Below are 19,314 nucleotides of genomic sequence, written 5' to 3'. Positions count from 1 at the left end.
TGTCCTTTCATTGTCCCTTCAACGTCAAAACCGGAGCAGCGAACGCTACCCCGGTGTAGAAATGTACAATGATTTTATGGTAAACCGTTACTCAAAGATATGAATCCAAAGGTCATCTCCGGTGCCATTGTCATTGATCGCATACTCAAACGCGTCTTTCGGGTAGCGCTGCCCCTCCCCGGACACACTGGTGTCGTAGCTGCCCCATTTCTGCAGGTTCCAGCGTCCAAACGGGTCATTCACAGTGTAGTACTCGCCGTCGAACCCAGTCACCACCATGATGTGCCCGGGTTGGGTAAACCAGCCGTGGATAATCGTGGGGATTCCCTGTGATGCCAGACTGCGAAGTTCGGCAATAGTGCCGTTTTCCTTCCCTACATTGCGAATCGGACTACCCGCTTCTTGCGCGAGGGTATTAAACCCATTTTTCAATGCTGCCACTGTTTGCAGCACGCCATTGAAGCGCTCATAGATATAGTCCGGAGAGCGACCGTTATCGTCGGGGTCTGTAATACCAAAATAGTCGGTGATCATGGCCAGAGAAGTGACAGAGCAGGTGCCATACGGATCGTAGTTGTTATTAAGCTGATTCCAGTAGGGGATGGATACCTGTTGCGGCGGTGGCGGCGGGTCACCGGCGCCGTCTAACCGATCGGTGAGGTCGTTGTTACCAGCACTGCAATTGCCGGGCGTAAAGTTTGTGCGCGCCCAGTTCACATTTCCCCAATCGCTCCACACCGCCTGGGGTACAGAGCCGCCCGGCACACGCCAGATACTGGTGTTGGGGCCTGCGGCAGACATAAAGGCCTCGATCTGTGCCGGCGTGATCTGGTCGTATTCGGTGGAGACGATATGCCAAATGGGCTTCTGTGCCCCCAGCTGGCGATACTCGCAATCACCGACTTCAATCCAGTACGCGGGGTCTGCCATATAACTGGAGCCCCAGACCTCCACATAGGTTTGCGGCATATGGAAGTCCACGTACTGATCAATGATCCCCACATTCATACCCTGATCAGCCGGGTTGCCCCAGGTCGTCGCACCAATAGCAAAGCTGCTATCCGCGAATCCGGCCCCCTGCGCTTCTGTGCGCGCATCGGTGAATGCCTGGAACAGGTTGTGTAACGCCGTGGTGGTGTTATTGAACTCCACTTCCACATCGGAAACAAAACCCACATAACCATGCTGCGCCGCATAATAGAGCGCGTCCGCCTGCGCGGTGTAATTATTCGGATAGTTATACGCCCAGGCCCAGGGCTCTATGCCGCGGCTCTTATAGATGTTCGTGGTGGCAGACGAACAGGCATCCGCAAATAAATTACAGTTCTGGGTACCGTCAGCGATTTTGATAAAAATACGCTTTACCCCCAGCGCTGCCAATTCATCTGCCAACTGGGTATGGGTACGATTAAGCCCCTGCTCATCGATATACCACAACCAGGCACCAAACTTGTTGGTCAGCACACCGGGAGGCTGCTGATTCATCTCATCCTTTACCGAAAGGTAGAAACTGGCAGACCAGCGATTGGTAAAGCAGGCGGTGCCGCCGTTCAGGCTCTGGCATGCGCCAACTTCCGCTTGGGAGAAATTTCCATAGACATTGTTTTCTGCACCGGATACCTGCTCAAAGCAATGATTGCCATACGTTGTAGAGCGCACAGAGCCTACCGGGCAGTCAGCAGTGCCGCGCAGGTTCTGTGCAAAGGAGCGCGACCAGCGCAATACCTGAATATCGGTACCCTGCACCGGGTAGATGTAGGTATTGGTGCAGGCGCTCCCCCCACCGTAACTGACACAGCCATCCACCATCTGCCCGGTGAAAGGACCAAATACATCCACTTCATTGGCACAGAAGTCGAGTTCGGGGTCAAAACTGCTACTGTCGGGACATAACGCAGCCGCCTGCATTGACCCCAGGGCCAAGACAGGAAGCAAGAGTAATTTTCGCAAGGACATGTGATTACCTGTTAAACATTATTGTTAGACGGGGTAATGCACTCTCAAGAAATCGAATGAGGAAATCGCATCACAACTCCATAACACCGCCTGGGAATATCCCCGACCAGTTGGCTGCTATCGGTCAGGGCTATAGCGGGGTAAGAAAGTGCGAAGTTTCCGGGAACCCGGGGATGTAATGTGACGAAGTGCTCAGGAAGCCGGTAGTGCATCCGCCAGAATTTCTAGCCAATGACGCACCGGCTTTTCCGTTCCGCCTTGCAAATGAAGCTGACAACCGATATTCGCGGTGACAATGGTTTCCGGATTGCTCGCCTGCAGGTGCTGCAGTTTTTCGTTGCGCAGACGCTTGGACATACCGGGTTGCAAGATCGAGTAAGTGCCTGCGGAGCCGCAGCATAGATGACTGTCGACCACCGGCGGCAGCGTCACCCCCAGCTTGGCCAGGAGCGCTTCCACACGTCCGGGAAGCGCCTGCCCATGTTGCAGCGTACAGGGGCAATGGAATACCAGTTTTTGCGCTTGCAGCGAATTGCCAAAGTCAGGCAAAGATTCGCTAAATACTGCCTCCAGTAGCTCTACCGGGTCACGCATCAACGAGACCAGGGTCTCTGCTTTTTGTCGATACTCTACGTCGTCTGCGAGTAAGTGCGGGTAGTCTTTCAGGTGAACGCCGCACCCGGACGCCGTGGAGACAATGGCGCGCAGCGGCGCACTCTCGCCCTGCTGGCGCTCATAAAGCCGCCACCATGCATCGATATTGCTGCGCGCCAGGTCCCGCGCCTGCTCTTCGCCACTGGTATGAAAACTCGCGGCACCACAGCAGCTGGCCACAGCGCTCGTGCATACCGGTACGTCGCAGTGCCGCAATATTGTTTTCAGCGCAGCATCGGTCTCCGGCCGCAGTGAGGGCTGCACACAACCGCGCACGAGCAGCACCATGCCGGCCTGGAGGACTGAGGGTGTGCCAGTGGCAGTCAGCACGGGAGTTGATGTATGCACCGCAGGTTTTTGTGGCGGATAGTACACTCGCTTGATCCGCGCCGGCAGCAATGCAGAGAACCATCGGCCCAAGCAGATTAGGCCCGAGAAGAGTCCTCGGGTCACCAGCAGGTTGCGCAGTCCCCAGCGCACTAGTTTTTGCCCAGGACCTCGGGGAGCGAGGCGCTCACTGGTGCTGCGACCGATCGCCACCAGCTTGTGATACTCCACTCCGGACGGACAGGTGGTCTCGCAACTGAGGCAGGTCACGCAACGATCCAGGTGCATGCGCGTGGCCGCTGTCGCCGTGCCCTGCTCCAGCATCTCCTTGATCAGGTAGATGCGCCCACGGGGACTGTCCAGCTCGTTACCGCCCTGCAAATAGGTAGGGCAAGTGGCAGTACAAAATCCGCAGTGCACACAGGCATTCAGCACCTGCTCCGCACGCTGCTTTTCACGCCCTTCCAGAAGCCCTTCTATAAGATTGACCTGCATTAACGGCCCGCCCCCGTATACTCTCGTCCCGTTTCGCCTTCACTGGTGCAAAACCGCGAATGGAATAGCCCCGGATTGAACAGCCCCCGCGGATCGAGCGCGTTGCGCAGGGCGCGGTGCCAGCCGGGCGCGTCGACCTGAGATGGAACAGCTGGCCCACGCAAAACCTGCACAAACCCACCCAGGCGGGCGGCCTCACGAGAGAGAGCATGATGATCACCCTCGCGCACCCAGACCCGCGCACCTTCCCATTCAACAAGCGCCTGCCCTGCACCCACAGGTAGTTCTGCGTACCGGGGCAAATGCACACACGCGAGCCGCTCACTGCAAAAAAATGGCAGCTGCAAATTCGCCAGAGCTGACCAGTCGAAACCAGTAATGTCTCCACCCAATTGCGCGAGCAAGTCCTGCACGGCAACGGCGCGACCACTGATACGCAAGTACAGCCGCCCATCCAGATAACAGGTTCCGGAAATCAACGGGCGCAAGGAGCGCGTGCGCTGCCACCACTGCGACAATGCGCCCGCATTCACACTGAAGCTGACCGAAGCCGTGTCCTCAACACGGGGCTGCAAACGCAAGGTCACATCCAGAATCGCACCCAGGGTACCCAGTGCACCCACTTGCAGGCGTGCCAGGTCATAGCCCGCCACGTTTTTCATCACCTGCCCGCCAAAGTTAATAATTTCGCCGCGCCCATTGATCAACCGGCAGCCCAGTACGCTGTCACGCAGAGACATACCAAATGCACGCCCGGGTCCATCCCAGCCGGTGGCGATGGCGCCGCCAAGAGTGCTCTGTGTAGTAGGCTGCGGCATTTCTGCGGCAAAACTCTGATTATGCTGCGCAAGTAACACTTCCAGTTCACTCAGTGGCGTACCGGCGCGGGCGCGCAAGGTAAGCTCTTCTGGCTGGTAATCGACGACACCGCGGTGTTCGCCAAGCGCGAGGGAGAGATCAGCGGGCAACCCGAATGCAACACGGCTGCCATTGCCACCGATAGCGAGGTGTGGTTGCTCCGCACCACGGGCGGTATAGAGCTCCTGCACCCGCGCCGCGAAATGCTCGGAACAGTCGTTACCCAAAGAGGCATGATCCATAGAAAAATGTGTCACTTCAGCCACCGCTCTGCCTGAGCGCCCGATATTCCTGGCAGCGTGCGAGGGTGGGAATCTGTTTATCGGGGTTTAACAATTCGAAGGGGTCCAGGTTGCGCTTGATGGCTCGAAACTGTTCCAGTTCGGCATCACTGAACTGCACCGCCATCTGGTTGATTTTTTCAAGCCCGACACCGTGCTCGCCGGTGATGGTGCCACCCACGGCGATACAATATTCAAGGATATCCGCCGCGAGTTTCTCGGTACGCTCCAGGGCATCCGGTTCAATGCCATCGAACATGATGATCGGATGAAGGTTACCGTCACCGGCATGGAACACGTTGGCAACACGCAGGCTATATTTTTCGGCAAAGCGCGCGGTCGCTTCCAGTACCTCGCCAATCCGGTGCCTGGGAACAGTCCCATCGATACAGTAGTAGTCCGGGCTGAGGCGGCCAATGGCCGGGAACGCACTCTTGCGCCCTTTCCACCAGCGCGCCCTCTGCAGCTCATCCGCCGCACGCCGCACCTGCGCGGCACCGGATTCGCTCAGCACCTGTTCGACAACCGCCAGCTCCGCCTGAACCTCCAGTGGGTGTCCGTCAAGATCGATCAGCACAATTGCTGCGGCTTCCAGGTTATAGCCTGCGTGGCAGAACGCTTCGGTGGCGGAGATGGCGAGCTTGTCCATCATCTCCAGGGCGGCGGGAATCACCCCTGCCCGCACAATGGCGGATACCGCGTCTGCAGCTGTGCGCACACAATCAAAATCCGCCATAAGCGTGCGTGTCTGTTCCGGCACCGGCGTCAGTTTCACTGTCACTTCGGTAATGACACCCAGGCCACCTTCACTGCCGTGCACTAGCGCCAGCAAATCGTACCCTGGCTGGCTCAGGCAATCGCCACCGAGAGTCAGCACCTCGCCGATATTGTCGGCAGTGGCCGACACCAGCCGTACCGAAAGTACATTTTGCACGGTGACGCCATATTTAAGACAGTGCACACCGCCGGCGTTTTCTGCCACATTTCCGCCAATGGAGCAGGCAATCTGGGAAGATGGGTCCGGCGCGTAATACAGTCCGTGGGGGGCGGCGGCAGTGGAAATCTGCTGGTTGATCACACCGGGTTGCACCCGCGCGGTCATTGCCTGCGGATCCAGGTCGAGGATCCTGTTCATAGGGGCAGTGACCAGCAGCAAGCCACGCGCGATGGGCTTGGCGCCAGCGGAAAGACCGGTACCAGCGCCACGGGATACGAGCGGCACGCCAAACTCATGACACAGGCGGACCGCCGCGACCACATCCTGCTCGCTATGGGCAAGCGCCACCGCGAGGGGGGCTTCACAGTAGACCGGCAAGGCATCACATTCGAATGGCGCCGTGTCCTCGCGCTTGACCATGAGGCGTTCACCTGGAAACACCCTGCCAAGCGCTGAAAGAAACGCCTGACTGGAAGATTCAGAAACCTGACTCACGTCAATCACCTTCTTCGTGAAGAAATAAATGTGGCCTCAGACGGCCAATCAAACCTTCCAGATAATTCGGCGACGGTACATCTGCCACATAACCAGATAAAACACCGCCAGGCTGCTCACCGCAAATGCCAACGAGCCACCGTAGCTACCAAAGACTGGCTGGAACACAGTATGGAACAACCACCCCTTCAATGTGGTGTCTCCCACTGGCAACATAATCAGCAGTCGCCCGACCAAACCGGCCAGCATAAACAGGGCAATAGCGTTTACGCCAAATACCAGCAGCGGTGCGAGAGCACGGCGGCGTTCCCGAATATCAACCAGATAGTAAAGCCCGGCCAGTAACAGCGCAGATACACCCGCGGTCACCAGAACAAAACTCGGCGACCAGAGCGCCTTGTTGATCGGCACCAGCGGATGGAGAACCTGACCTGCGATCAACATTGCGCCCCCGCCAATCGCCCAGTTACGGCACAAACGCAGCTGTGCTTTTGGCTCCTCTCCCGAGCTTTTCCAGGCAAGGCCTGCCAACACACCCAGCAGACACGTAGAAACCGCTGAAACAGTCGTCAGTACCCCTTCAGGGTCAAACGCAAAGGGCGATGCACTGCGGTAATACAAATGATCGACACCGAGGAGCCACTGATCGAGCCACGCAGAAAAATGGTTGCCAAATACCAGTTGCCCCTGAAAGGTTTCTCCCGCGGCGTTCTGGTAGGGCACGAACAACATCAGTAGCCAGGGCACCAGACTACAAAGAATGGTCGCCACGACCAGCCCGCGCACCGGGAGCCAGCGCACCAAATAACAGCAGAGTATGTAGACCAGCGCGATGCGCTGCAGCACTCCCATCCAGCGGATTCCCTCTAAACGGTCTGCTACCCAGTTGTAGGAATCATCGCGAAAATTGTAGAAAAAAACGGCAAGAAACAGCCCCAGTGCAAAGAGCTTGAGCGCCCTGCTCCACTGCACCCAGCCAACCACTGGAAACGGCTTGTGACGACCGCAGGAAAGCACCATGGATAAACCCACCACAAACAGAAACAGCGGGAAGATAACATCGGTCGGCGTCCAGCCGTGCCACTCCGCATGGGCCATGGGCGCGTAGACATAGGACCAGCTACCGGGATTATTCACCAGGACCATCGCCGCGATGGCTAACCCACGCAGCAGGTCTACCGACATCAATCTACCGCTGGGCACCTGCTGCAGAATATCGTTGATATGACTTTGCACCATGCGCTTTCCCATCAGTCAATCCTCGCAATTAATACTCGCCGTTAATGCTCGGGGTACAGCAGGTATGGTTGCCGCTGTTCGCGGAATGTAGCCAGGTCCGTCTGCCAGGAGGAGCGTATCTCTTCGGCACTGGTCCCGGCCATGATGGCTTTACGCAGCCGATCCGTGCCCGCGAGCTTGTCGAAAAAACTGGCGCGGGAAAAAAAGGCCTCGGGCGACTCGCCGGTACGCCTGGACCAGGAAAGTAAAGGCTGCAGTGTAAAGCGCGTGTCGAGCCGCACATTGCGCAAATCATCGCCAGTTAGCGGTGTACCCTTGTGCTTCGGATTTTCACTGGCTCCGGGTACCGGCTGTGGCGTAAAGGAAAAGCGACCAGCACTATCCGCCGGGTGCCCCAGAGCCTGAAACGGGAATTCGGTTCCGCGGCCAACGCTCACCGTCGTACCCTCAAACAGCCCCAGCGACGGGTACAGTCGAATGGACAGATCGTTGGGCAAGTTCGGGGACGGACGCACCGGCAGGCTGTAGGCCATGCTCTTGCGATAATCCCCCACAGGGATGACAGTCAGCGCACATTGCGCATTGCCTTCAAGCCATCCTTCGCCGTTGATCATCTGCGCCAGCTCGCCCACGGTCATGCCGTGCACCAGGGGAATGGGGTGCATACCCACAAAGCTCTGGAATTTTTCCTCAAGCAATGGCCCGTCAACGTAATCACCGTTTGGGTTTGGACGATCCAGCACCATTAGCGGCACATCGTGATCGGCGCACGCCTGCATCAGATAGTGCAGCGAGCTGATATAGGTGTAAAAGCGCACCCCTACGTCCTGGATATCAAACACCAACCAATCCAGGTCCGCGAGATTTTCAGCGCTCGGTGAATAATTACCCCCGTAGAGGGAAACGATGGGCAGCCCGCTGGGGCCATCAATCCCATCGTCGACCTTGCCGCCGTTTTCCACATCGCCACGCACACCGTGCTCGAGTGCGAAGATTTTCTGCAGGCCCACTTGCCGCTCGCGCAAAAAGTCGATCAGGTGCGACTCGCCGACGCGGGAAGTCTGGTTCACCACCAGTCCCACATTCTGATCCCGCAGCAAGGGAAGATACTGCTCGGGCTGCTCTGCACCTGTTCGCAGCGTCGATGGGACGGGGACACCGTCTTTTACAGACGCTCTCGCCACCGGCACATTAAAATAGCTCTCCGGGTAGGGTTCCGGTTTAAAGGTATAGTGCCACCACTCCTGCGTATAATTGACAAACCCTTCTGCCGACATCGCTTCGCGCAGGCGCAGGCGATTCGCTCGAGCGGCGGCATCTTCCAGCGGATACTCCGTCGCCGAGCGCTCATCCATAAAATCAAACCCGGTGCCCATGTCCAGCGCCTCGCCACTATCCATACGGTAGAGGGTTAGATCTACGGTAGCACCGCGGCTGTGTCCGGAGCGCTCGGCTATATAGCCACGCTCGAACATCTGGGACTTTTCTTCACGGGGATAGAAATCGGCTTTGGTGCTGTGATCTTCGGGTGCGGCCGCCCAGCGAACAAAATGATTAACGGCCTGTTGCGGGCGGTAACAGTCAAACAACTCGAGGCCAAGACCGTCTTGCGCCAGGCGGCCAGCGACTTTTTCAAGTGCCCGGGCCGCCGCGGGAGCCAGCAGGCATAGATTATCCCGGTAGCCATCCAACGGTTCACCGACCAGGTTGTCCGCCGTCACATAACGCATGGCGACCTTAATGTTGGCGGGACTACTGCCATCCCCCACAGCAACAAACTTCGGCTCGAAAGAGGTTTCAGCAACGATTTCTGGTAGCTTGGTACCTTCATCCTGTGACTGCGATGCAGTGAGTGCGACACCGCCGATAACCAGAATGCCTGCCACAGCAAGCAATGCGCCCTGCTTCCACTCAAATTTCATACTACCTCCCGCGATTGTCCGACGGGCGCCGCGACAGAATCCTGCGACGGCGCGGTATTTTTCGATGTGAATAATTCCTGATATTCCGCCTTCGCCCCAGCCGCCTCACTCTCAGTCAGCACGCGCAGCGCGGGAGTACCCTCTACGCGACGCAGCCCATGCATTTCCAGATCTGTGCGCTCAGTGGTGAAGGCAATGATCGCATCCAGAATCTCGGCCGTGATTTCCTGCCCGGGCACCAGCAAGGGGATACCCGGGGGATATGGAACAACCTCGTCGCAGGCAACACGACCGAGCAACTCAGTGCGCCCCCTGCCGTCCCAGACAAGCTTTTCACCGCGGGCAAAATACGCCGTGCGCGGCAAAGCAACGATCGCGCTCAAGTCCGGCAAGTCTTGCCCGCGCACAAGTTCCTCATCACGATGAGAAGTGGTAACAGCGCGGACGCGCGCTGTACGGGCGTCGTCCGACAGCCGGCGCAGAGCTTGTTTCAGTCGCAGCACCTTGCTTTCGGTAGTGCCAATGGTGACGAGAAATGACAGGGTATTGTGGGTGTTCTTTTCTACCTGGATCCCAAAGTCCGTAAAGAGCTTCGCCTGTGCATTCGGCGCACTCACACCGGCGCATCCAACATCGATGGTGACCTTTGTCGGGTCGAGTCGAATTCCATCTTGTGCCAATTCCGGGCCACAAAGGTCCTCCGCATTCAGGCTGCGAAACACCGTATTCTCATCGACAAACTGGCGAATTTCCCCGGCAAAACCCAGTGTGCGATCGAGAACCTGGTAGCCCTCGATACTCATCTGCTTACGCGCTACATCCAGGCTCGCAATCATGCCGTACTGGGGGCTGGTGGAGGTGTGCATATTGATATCTTCACGGAATCCCGCCGCGTCGAATACCTCACTTGCCTCTCTGACCGCACTCGCCTCATCTGAGCGCGCCGACTGCCAGGAAAAATCTCCCACATGAATCATGCTCGCCTGGGAAAAGGCCGACAGTATTTTATGTGTGGACTGGGTTACAAAGTCAGCCCCGCATTCCAGTGCCGTCGGGCGCAGCTCGGGATGGAATCGGCCATGGGCATACCAGGCTTCATCAATCAGAACACACAGGCCGGCCTCGTGTGCGTAGTCGATGATGGGGCGCAAATCGTAGCGCAAACCGTCATAGGTGCATGAGGTAAGTACCAGCAAGCGGGCACCGGGATTGGCATCGATGGCGGTAAAGATTTCCCGCTGCGGCACCGGGCCATAAATACCGTAATGCTGGTTGACCGCAGACTCCAGGTAAACCGGGATGGCACCACTCATGATCATCGCGTGGTGCACCGACTTGTGGCAGTTGCGGTCCACAATCACCCGGTCGCCACTGCGTAGCAGATGTTGCAGCACGATTTTATTTGAGGTGGAAGTGCCGTTGGTAACGAAGTAACTCTGGTGCGCACCAAAGGCTTTCGCCGTAAGTTGTTGAGCCTGGCGAATCACACTGATCGGGTCCATCAGCGAATCCAGCATTTTCACGCTGACCGAGAGATCGGTATTAAAGATGTGCTCGCCCATAAAGCGATAGAAATCGGCAATCCAGGGGCTGGTGCTGAGGCTGTCGCCACTGGAGTGACCCGGTGTATGCCAGGAATCCCGAGCCGCGTACACATATTCGCGCAGCGCATCGGCAAAAGGCGTGGCGATTCGCTCCAGCAGAATACGCCGCAAAGTACGGTACACAACACCGTAGTTGGATTCGCCACGGGAGATAACGCATTCGAAGCCCTCACCTGAGGCTTCATCGGCACCAGTCAGCAATACACAGTCGATTTCAGCCCTGTGCCGGCGTACCCGCATTAGGGTTGCTACCAGTCCGTCTTCGCTGAAGCCCGCATCGTCCACCACCAGAATCTGCACCGCACCGCGCGCGAGCGCCGGCTCCAGTGCTTTTTCATTGGCGTGTGTGAACGCCAATGCGATTGGTGCATCAGTATCGTGCTCGGCGAGCGGTGTCAGCTCCTCAATCCAGCGCGCGGCAAACTCTGCGTCACTGGTGAACAGCACTATCTCACAGGGGTTGTTTTTCATTGTGGTTCCCTTAATTCCCTACCTTTAAACCCCTGCATTTTCGATTACGCATGGTCAGCCAAACGGCTTACAGCATCAGGTAGCCGAGTGCAATAAATCCAAATGCACTGACCACCCCCGCGCGCAGTGCATAGGGTATTTGCGTTCGCACATGCTCTATGTGCTCTGTGCCCGAAGCGAGAGATGACACGATTGTGGTATCGGATATGGGTGAACTGTGGTCACCAAAAATACCGCCGGAGAGCACCGCCGCTACAAACAGCGTTGGATCTGCGCCAAGAGCACTGGCAACCGGAATGGCGATCGGCAGCATGATGGAGAAGGTTCCCCAGCTGGAACCCACGGAAAAGGCAATCACTGCAGACACCAGGAAAATCACCACCGGCAGCAGGCCAATTGGAATGGCGTCGCCCACCAGCCCCGCGACATACTGCCCGGTGCCAAGGGTTTTGGAGATGGCACCGAGGGCGAGCGCCAACACCAGAATAATCGCCAGTGGCAACATGCGCCCGGCCCCCTCCATCCAGGTGTGGCTGAGTTCATCCAGTGACATACTGCGCTGCAATAAAACCATAACCGATATCGTGGTCAATGCGGTCAGCGAGGCCCAGAGTACGGAAGTAGAGCCAGAGCCCTCAAAAATCTTGCCATCACCAGTGATCCAGAGACACACAGGCATCGCCAGAATCAGTACCGCGACCGGCAAAAACATATTGATCGCGCGCGGCTTGATATGGCTCTTTTCCCCGGTGCTCTCACTGATGTCGATACCATCCAGCTCGCCGCCATTGGTGCGCGCCTGTGCCTGGGCCATGGGGCCGGGATTATAGTCACGCGCAATCGTGTAAGCTGTCAGCGCCACCGCGGCTATGGCGTAAAGATTCAACGGAATCGTCGCCAGCAGAACTTTCAATGGGTCATCGACACCAAGACCGTCCAGCAGGCCCAGATTGAATGCACCCCAGGCATTTAGCGGGATCAACATACAGATCGGCGCAGAGGTGGAATCAATAATGTACGCAAGTTTTTCTCGCGCCACCCGGAACCGGTCGAACAGGGGCCGCGAAACGGTGCCCGCCACCAGCACCGTAATATTGGACTCGATAAAGATGACAATACCCACCAGCCACGCCATCCATTGTGCGCGCTTACCATTGGTAACCCAGCGACTACGCTCCAGAAAGCGCACAAAACCACTCACAGCACCAGAGCGCTCCAGTGTAATAATGAAAGCCCCGATCACCAGGGTAAAGGTTACTACCTTCGCATCGCCCGGGTTTGCCAGCACCGCCAGCACCCCATCCAATGCCTGCGCCAATGACGGGAAAAAGCCATCGTGATTGAGCAGGAAAAAGCCTAACCATATCCCCGCGAACAGGGCCAGATAGACCTGGCGCGTCAGGAGTGCCAGGCCGATGGCAATAAATGGGGGGAGCAGCGTTAGCCAGGAGAGTTCAGTCATAAGTGAAAATACTATTCTTATATTTTTGGTTGCTTGGCTGCTAACTACAGATAACGGTTGATAGTTCCCTGCATGCTATCAGCTGGCGGCGATTGAGAAATGGTGGCAGTTATCGTTGAGACCGATAGCTGCCAAAAATCTTCCTTTATATTATCCGTGCGGTCAGGATACCACTGCGTCGCGCAACACCAGCGTACCTGCATCGCCGTCGAGTTCAGCCATCGCCCCCACAGGCACGGTGGTCTGGTCTTTCACATGACCAATCATCAGTCCACGCACCACCGGCACCCCGAGATCCGCGGTGCGTTCACGCAGCACATGCTCCATACTGAACGTGTTGCCGCTGGAATCCGCATCGGTAAATTTGCCAAAAACGATTCCGGCCACCTGCTGCAGCTTTCCCGCTAACCACAGTTGCGTCAGCATGCGGTCAACGCGATACGGTGCCTCGCTCACATCTTCCAGGAACAGGATTTTGCCGCGATAATCCGGCTCAAACGGCGTGCCCACCAGCGTTGCCATCAGGGACAGGTTGCCGCCGATCAACCGGCCGCGAGCACGGCCACCGGCAAAACGGGTAATGCGATTGCGGTTTTCCACCCGGCCGGGCGCGGTCTCAAAGGGCGGTGGAGCCCCCAGCGGAACCGGGCGCTCCCCATGCACCAACACTTTCTGGTATTCCGCCAGGGTGTAGTCGGTAAAGTTCTGTGCAGCAATGGGGCCGTGAAAAGTCACGACGCCGCTGCGATGGTAGATCGCATTCAACAACGCAGTGATGTCGCTGTAGCCCAGCAGTACTTTCGGATTATTTCTGATCAACTGGTAATCGAGCATCGGCAGAATGCGCGGCGTGCCGTAGCCACCGCGCAGACAAAAAACGGCGTCCACGTCTTTATCTGCAAACATGCGGTTAAAATCTTCTGCCCGTGCCGCATCAGGACCCGCCAGGTACTGCGTGCGACGATAAAGATGCTTACCCTCCTTTACTTTGAACCCCAGAGAGCGCACCACGTCACCGGCAAAACGGATGTCTTCATCTTCCCAGGCGTTGCTCGCGGGCGTTACCAACCCTACTGTCATGCCTTTTTCTAGCCGCTTGGGCAGCAGAAGCCCGCCCTCTTCCGCAACACCCTGCCCGCTGTATCCGGCAGTTGCAAGCGGCTGGCTAGATGCACTTGCCGCTACAGCACCAAGCAGCGGTGCAGACATCAGGGATTGAATCAGGGTACGACGATGCATGGAGGGCTCCCGGGGTGTCATTCAAAAAAGTAATTATTATTTGTCGTCAGAGGTCGTCGCGAGGTTCGCACGCACAACCGGTTCCACTACCGCCACTTTCTCAAAGCGGAGATCGTGAAAATCATAACTGAAATCGGTACCACGCGACTTTGCCTGCATGGTGAGAAACACTTTGCCGTTCTCGCTGCGATCAGCAATCAACCAGGCATCCGCATTCAAGCTTCGGTCATCCCAGTGCAGAGCCCAGACTCCATCGCTGGCAGCAGTCAACGTTCCGGTGAGACGCGGCGACTTGAGCGCGCCCCAGCGCAATGTGTCGCCCTCGAGGAATATTTCCATTTCACCAAACCAGGGATCGCGGTAGCGCCCGATCAGCGCCTGATCAGACACCTCGGTAAAGCCCACTGGCGACGCCAGCTCTTCCGGCATCACCGCCTCGGCGGGAGTCCCGTAAAGATCCTGGAAATACGCCAGCCAATCACGTTCGGGCGCTCCCAGATAGGGCTTTAGCAGCCCATAAATCAATGCCTGGCGCGCAGCACCTGCACTGCGATTCATCAACACGACCAGCGCCAGGTCTTCCTCCGGCACGACCGCCGCCCAGGCATACATGCCGGACAGGGAGCCGGTATGGTGGATGACTTTCTTACCGTGCATATCCTGAATCCGCCAGCCAAGGGCATAGGCGTAAAAGTGACCGCCATCGCGCTCGGCACGCGTACTGGAAAAAGGCATCAGGGTTTCAGGTCGCCACAGACGGTCACGGGTATCAGTACTGAACAGTGACTCACCGCTTTCCAGTGTGCCGCCGCGCAACAGCACCTGCAGCCAGCTCAGCATGTCCGCCACACTACAATGCATACCGCCAGCCGCCGCCAACACGATTGGTTCATACCCCGCCAGATTGGGCGTATCCACGACCAGTCCCGCCTCCTCCAAGCGGTGTGGATCCGCCAGATTATCCCGGGCATCGACCGGCACCGGTCCCGCATAGCAATCGTGCATGCCCATAGGTGCAAGCAATCGCTGCTCGATAAATTCTTCGTAAGACAGCCCGGAGACGGTGGCAATCAATTCGCCGGCAACGATATAGAGAAGATTGTCGTAGGCGTAGTCTGCGCGAAAGCTGCGGGTAATCGGCAAATGCGCGAGCCCATTCAATACGTCAGTACGGGTGTAGCTATTGGGCTGCGGCCACAACATCAGGTCACCTGCACCCGGCCCCAGACCGGAGCGGTGTGTGAGCAGGTCGACGACCCGGAACTCCTCACTAATCCAGGGATCTTGCAGGCGAAACTCAGGGAGGTATTCCACCACGCGCCCGTCCCAGGCCAGCTTGCCCTCTTCCACCAAAACCCCGAGCGCTGCTGTGGTGAACGCCTTGGTGGTGGATGCCAGCTTGAACAGTGTCTGGCTGTCGACCGCCCTCGGCGCCTCTACATTGGTCACCCCGAATCCGCGCATCAGCACTGGCTCACCGCGGTGCCAGATAGCAACCGCCGCACCGGGCACCTGCTCTTCTGCAAGTACACGCTCTACGTAGGTCTCGGCATCGGCACTACTGAGCGGTTGCCGCTCGCAGCCGGTCAGTGCGCCCAGGCCCAGGACGAAGCTGAGCACACAGGAAATCGGGGTAGCGGTAGCGATCGATCGACCCATGGGATTCTATTCTCCTAGTTGCCTCTTTAAGCTGCGCCAATTGAATGCGGTATCCTCAGGGCGGCTTCGGCGCAGCGAGACAGCATCGTACTTGTTACAGTCATATGCGGTCTTGACGCAGCGCACGCATCAGAATAATTTATCAACCATGGATTTTCATGTAAATAATAATTTATTCCGACGCTAATTATCTTTTGGCGTGGACAGGAATCACTCAGGAGGAACTCCGTGGCACACTTTGCGGCTCGCACACTGATCGTCGGGGCATTTTTCGCCCAAGCCCTGGCAACTACCCCTGCCCTGGCTACAGAGAGCGCACTCCAGGCCATTCAGGCAGAAGTGGACCGAGGCAACTACCAACAGGCCAAACTGGAAATCCGCGCAATGCAGCAGAAATCACCGGAAAGCCCGGAGAGTAATACACTCGCATTTGAAGCCGAACGCATGCGCCGTATTCAAATGGAGTTCACCCTAAAGCCGGAAGACTTGCTCGCATCCATACAGCGCTATATCCCTGACGCGACGGATAAAGATATCGAGCAATGGGATCAGGCCGGCCTGCTGGAATCCAAAGTCATCAATGGTGAACGCCGCTTCTTTAACAAGACCGCCTACAACCTGGTGCATATCTCCGATGCCGCTGCCGCGCGTACTGCGGACTATCGCCGCTTTACCGACAAGGCCCCACTGTATCGCCTGCACCCGCACCACGAGATGGTGGTGGACGCGCACCGGAATGATCAAGGTCCGCTGCGCCAGCGCCTTTCTATTACCTATACACTGACGGTCGATGCCGATGCCGTTCCCGCCGGTGAAACCGTACGGGCCTGGATCCCATTCCCCCATGAGCTTCCCGGGCGCCAGGAAAACGTACAGCTGATCGAAAGCCAGCCGGCCAAACACCAGCTGGCCCCGAAAACCGCACCGCAGCGCACCATTTATTTTGAGCAGACAGCACAAGCCGGTAAACCTACTGAATTTTCCGTGGAATACGCGTTTGACAGCCTGTCGCGCTATTTCGACATTGCTGCGGATAAAGTGCAGCCGGTAACCGAAGCCGCGCTGGCACCTTATCTCGCGCAGCGCGCGCCCCACATTCAGTTCACCCCCGAGCTGCAGGCACTCTCCAAGCGCATTGTCGGCGACGAAACCAATCCTTATCGCATTGCGCAGAAGCTGTTCGCGTACGTAGACCAGATCCCGTGGGCGGGCGCCCGCGAGTACTCCACCATTCGAAACATCAGCCAGTACGCCGCCCATGCGGGGCATGCCGACTGCGGACAGCAGACACTGCTGCTGGTCACCCTGATGCGCATGAACGGTATCCCCGCACGCTGGCAGTCGGGCTGGGAGTTTTCGCCGGAAAGCTTTGACACCATGCACGACTGGGGAGAATTTTACCTGGCCCCCTACGGCTGGATGCCCATGGATGTGACCCACGGCGTGCTGGAAAGTGAAGACGAAGCGCTGCGATGGTTCTACCTCGGCGGGCTCGACAGCTACCGCCTGATCTTCAATACGGATTACAGCAGCCCGTTCGAGCCCGCCAAACAGCACTTCCGCTCAGAAACCGTCGACAGCCAGCGCGGCGAAGTCGAATGGCGCGGTGGAAACCTGTATTTCGACCAGTGGGATTACGAAATGCAGTGGCAGGCGATAGCGCCATTAAAAGCACCGCTACAGAACGCCGCCAATTGATCGCGCAAAGACTTACAGCCAACAAAAAGGCCGCCTGAGGAATCTCGGCGGCCTTTTTAATGCCCTTTTCACTCGCGTTCATAAGCGAGACGCTACTAAGGAGTACTCTCCAGCAACCCGCTGACCAGCCCCTCGATCACATGTAGCTGCGCAGAACGGAACAGCAGGCGCTGCAACGCATCATCGTCTTCTGACGGCACCACGTACAGGCGAATATCCGAGTGGATGCTGGCGGCATTGTAGTTGTAGCGCGTCAAACTCAGCACTTTCACCCCGTGCTCCCGCGCACGGTTTGCTACATCGACCAGGGACTCTTCGCCACCAAAATCACACAGAATACAAAGCAGGTCTTCGTCGCGCAGGGAGTCGGCAATGCGATGCTGTAACTGCCCACCCTCGTCGAAAACGGCCCAGCACCCCAGCTCCAACAATTGATGGGTGAGATAACGGGCAACAGAAACCGAACCCGGGCAGGCGGAAATCTGGATACAACGGGCCGAGCGTATCGCATCGATCGCTGCGGTGAGCTGCTCCGACTCATTGATGCTGACGGTGTTTTCCAACACTTCCAGCTTCTTCTGCCCAAGCGCGCTCAGAGGACTATCAGAGCGCGCAAAGTGCCGCGCCTGCTCCTCGTCGCTCGCCATGCCCGCACCTGCGTAGGACTCGTACACAGCAAGCTTGAGGCTCGGATAACCCCGGTAGCCCAGCTTCTGCGAAAATTTCACCACACTGGACTGGCTGACACCCACCGCGTCAGCCAATTGCGATGAGGAGTAATCCCGCAACAACTGGGTATTTTCCAGAATAAAGTCAGCGAGCTTACGCTCGTTGACCGACATCTGGTCGCGCATCGCGCGCATTTTCAATAGACAGGTCATGGGGTGCTATACCACTCCGCTTCTCGCTGGCGATCACGCCAGCAATTGCAGGCCCTCGATTTTCTCGATACCGAGGCCCGGGGTTTCGTTCAGAATGATATCCGCATCCTTGTAGGAAGCGCCACCGACTACGGGGTCAAATTTACACAGGGACGGCACATCCAGGTCCAGCTTGGACACTACCGGCGCCTTCGCCGCCGCCATATGGGCCGCCGCAGAAACACCAATACTGGTTTCGAGCATACAGCCCACCATGCACTCCACATCGTGCAAATCTGCGATATCGGCGATCTTCAGCGCATTGGATATACCACCCGTCTTCATCAGTTTGATGTTGATGATGTCTGCCGCGCGCTGGTCGATAACCTGCATCACCTCCCGCGGGCCGAACACACTTTCATCCGCCATGATCGGTGTCCTGACGCGCTCGGCGATATAGCGCATGCCTTCCAGGTTATTCGCTTTGACCGGCTGCTCCACCAACTCCAGCAGCACACCAGCCTCTTCCAGGCCACGAATGGCCAGCACCGCCTGCTTCGGGCTCCAGCCCTGGTTGGCGTCCAGACGCAGCAGTGCACGCCCTTTTACCGCCGCGTACACCGCTTTGATCCGCTCGATATCCAGCCCAATGTCTTTACCCACTTTGAGCTTCAGAATCTCGAAGCCGCGCTCTACAGCACTCTCCGCGTCAGCTACCATTTTCTCGATGTAATCAACACTGATGGTGATATCCGTCGTCAGACTGTTTTCACCCCCACCGAGAATACGGTACAGCGGTGTTTTGTAGCTCTGCGCAAACAAGTCAAACAGTGCAATCTCCACTGCCGCCTTGGCGCTGGTATTGTTGATCATCGCCCCCTGGATCTGGCGGGTAAGGCGGTTGAGATCCGCCACGTCGCGCTCCAGAAGCAGCGGCGTAAATACAGTGCGCACGGCCTCGATTACGGAGCCGTGGGTATCACCGGTGATCACCGCGGTGGCCGGAGCGTTGCCGTAACCGATATGGCCGGTATCAGTCTCCAACATCACCACCACGTCCTCTACTGCTTCTACGGTTCTCAAAGCAGTCTTGAACGGGGTTACCAGAGGAACCCGCAGCATGCCGAGCTTTACGTCTACGATTTTCATGGCGACAC

13 protein-coding genes are annotated in these 19,314 nt (G+C 57.4%); 1 reads left to right on the top strand and 12 read right to left on the bottom strand.

The features are described from left to right. Window positions 1-87: 87 nt before the first annotated feature. The 10 genes from LC059_RS12880 to LC059_RS12835 all read right to left on the bottom strand — a co-directional run bounded on the left by LC059_RS12880 (window position 88) and on the right by LC059_RS12835 (window position 15,599). Window positions 88-1,956, bottom strand: a complete 1,869-nt coding sequence (locus tag LC059_RS12880; protein WP_226704278.1) for a C39 family peptidase — start codon at window positions 1,954-1,956, stop codon at window positions 88-90. Between the two features lie 192 nt (window positions 1,957-2,148). Continuing rightward, entirely contained in the window at window positions 2,149-3,432 is a 1,284-nt protein-coding gene (glcF, locus tag LC059_RS12875; RefSeq protein WP_226704277.1) for a glycolate oxidase subunit GlcF, read from the bottom strand. Beyond that, on the bottom strand, window positions 3,432-4,532 hold the full coding sequence (locus LC059_RS12870; RefSeq protein ID WP_226704276.1) for an FAD-binding protein: 1,101 nt from the start codon (window positions 4,530-4,532) through the stop codon (window positions 3,432-3,434). Before LC059_RS12870 ends, glcF begins: the two co-directional genes overlap by 1 nt. A gap of 16 nt (window positions 4,533-4,548) precedes the next feature. Beyond that, on the bottom strand, window positions 4,549-5,928 hold the full coding sequence (locus tag LC059_RS12865) for an FAD-linked oxidase C-terminal domain-containing protein (protein WP_226704275.1): 1,380 nt from the start codon (window positions 5,926-5,928) through the stop codon (window positions 4,549-4,551). A gap of 123 nt (window positions 5,929-6,051) precedes the next feature. Next, entirely contained in the window at window positions 6,052-7,254 is a 1,203-nt protein-coding gene (locus tag LC059_RS12860) for an acyltransferase family protein (RefSeq protein WP_226704274.1), read from the bottom strand. Between the two features lie 29 nt (window positions 7,255-7,283). Next, window positions 7,284-9,164, bottom strand: coding sequence for an exo-beta-N-acetylmuramidase NamZ domain-containing protein (locus tag LC059_RS12855; protein WP_226704273.1), 1,881 nt, complete (start codon window positions 9,162-9,164; stop codon window positions 7,284-7,286). Continuing rightward, on the bottom strand, window positions 9,161-11,239 hold the full coding sequence (locus LC059_RS12850; RefSeq protein ID WP_226704272.1) for an aminotransferase class I/II-fold pyridoxal phosphate-dependent enzyme: 2,079 nt from the start codon (window positions 11,237-11,239) through the stop codon (window positions 9,161-9,163). The genes LC059_RS12855 and LC059_RS12850 overlap by 4 nt, the downstream gene beginning before the upstream one ends. A gap of 67 nt (window positions 11,240-11,306) precedes the next feature. Further along, window positions 11,307-12,701 carry a Na+/H+ antiporter NhaC family protein gene (locus LC059_RS12845; protein ID WP_226704271.1) on the bottom strand — a complete coding sequence of 465 codons (1,395 nt, stop codon included), beginning with the start codon at window positions 12,699-12,701 and terminating at the stop codon, window positions 11,307-11,309. A gap of 162 nt (window positions 12,702-12,863) precedes the next feature. Then, entirely contained in the window at window positions 12,864-13,940 is a 1,077-nt protein-coding gene (locus LC059_RS12840) for a S66 peptidase family protein (protein WP_226704270.1), read from the bottom strand. A 36-nt stretch (window positions 13,941-13,976) separates the two neighbouring features. Then, complete coding sequence (locus tag LC059_RS12835; RefSeq protein ID WP_226704269.1) at window positions 13,977-15,599, bottom strand: serine hydrolase; 1,623 nt, start codon at window positions 15,597-15,599, stop codon at window positions 13,977-13,979. Between the two features lie 228 nt (window positions 15,600-15,827). On the opposite strand from LC059_RS12835, the gene LC059_RS12830 reads away from it, so the two are divergent. After that, window positions 15,828-17,297 carry a transglutaminase-like domain-containing protein gene (locus tag LC059_RS12830; RefSeq protein ID WP_226704268.1) on the top strand — a complete coding sequence of 490 codons (1,470 nt, stop codon included), beginning with the start codon at window positions 15,828-15,830 and terminating at the stop codon, window positions 17,295-17,297. 95 nt (window positions 17,298-17,392) lie between these two features. On the opposite strand, the gene LC059_RS12825 is transcribed toward LC059_RS12830, so the two are convergent. Beyond that, entirely contained in the window at window positions 17,393-18,178 is a 786-nt protein-coding gene (locus LC059_RS12825; RefSeq protein ID WP_226704267.1) for a MurR/RpiR family transcriptional regulator, read from the bottom strand. A gap of 33 nt (window positions 18,179-18,211) precedes the next feature. Beyond that, on the bottom strand, window positions 18,212-19,306 hold the full coding sequence (locus tag LC059_RS12820; protein WP_226704266.1) for a dipeptide epimerase: 1,095 nt from the start codon (window positions 19,304-19,306) through the stop codon (window positions 18,212-18,214). Window positions 19,307-19,314: the final 8 nt, after the last annotated feature.

The sequence above is a fragment of the Microbulbifer elongatus genome (genome assembly GCF_020524885.1).
Classification (GTDB): Bacteria; Pseudomonadota; Gammaproteobacteria; order Pseudomonadales; family Cellvibrionaceae; genus Microbulbifer; species Microbulbifer elongatus_A.
The sequence above is the reverse complement of the archived record's forward strand: the minus strand, read 5'-3'. Positions and strand labels throughout refer to the sequence as shown.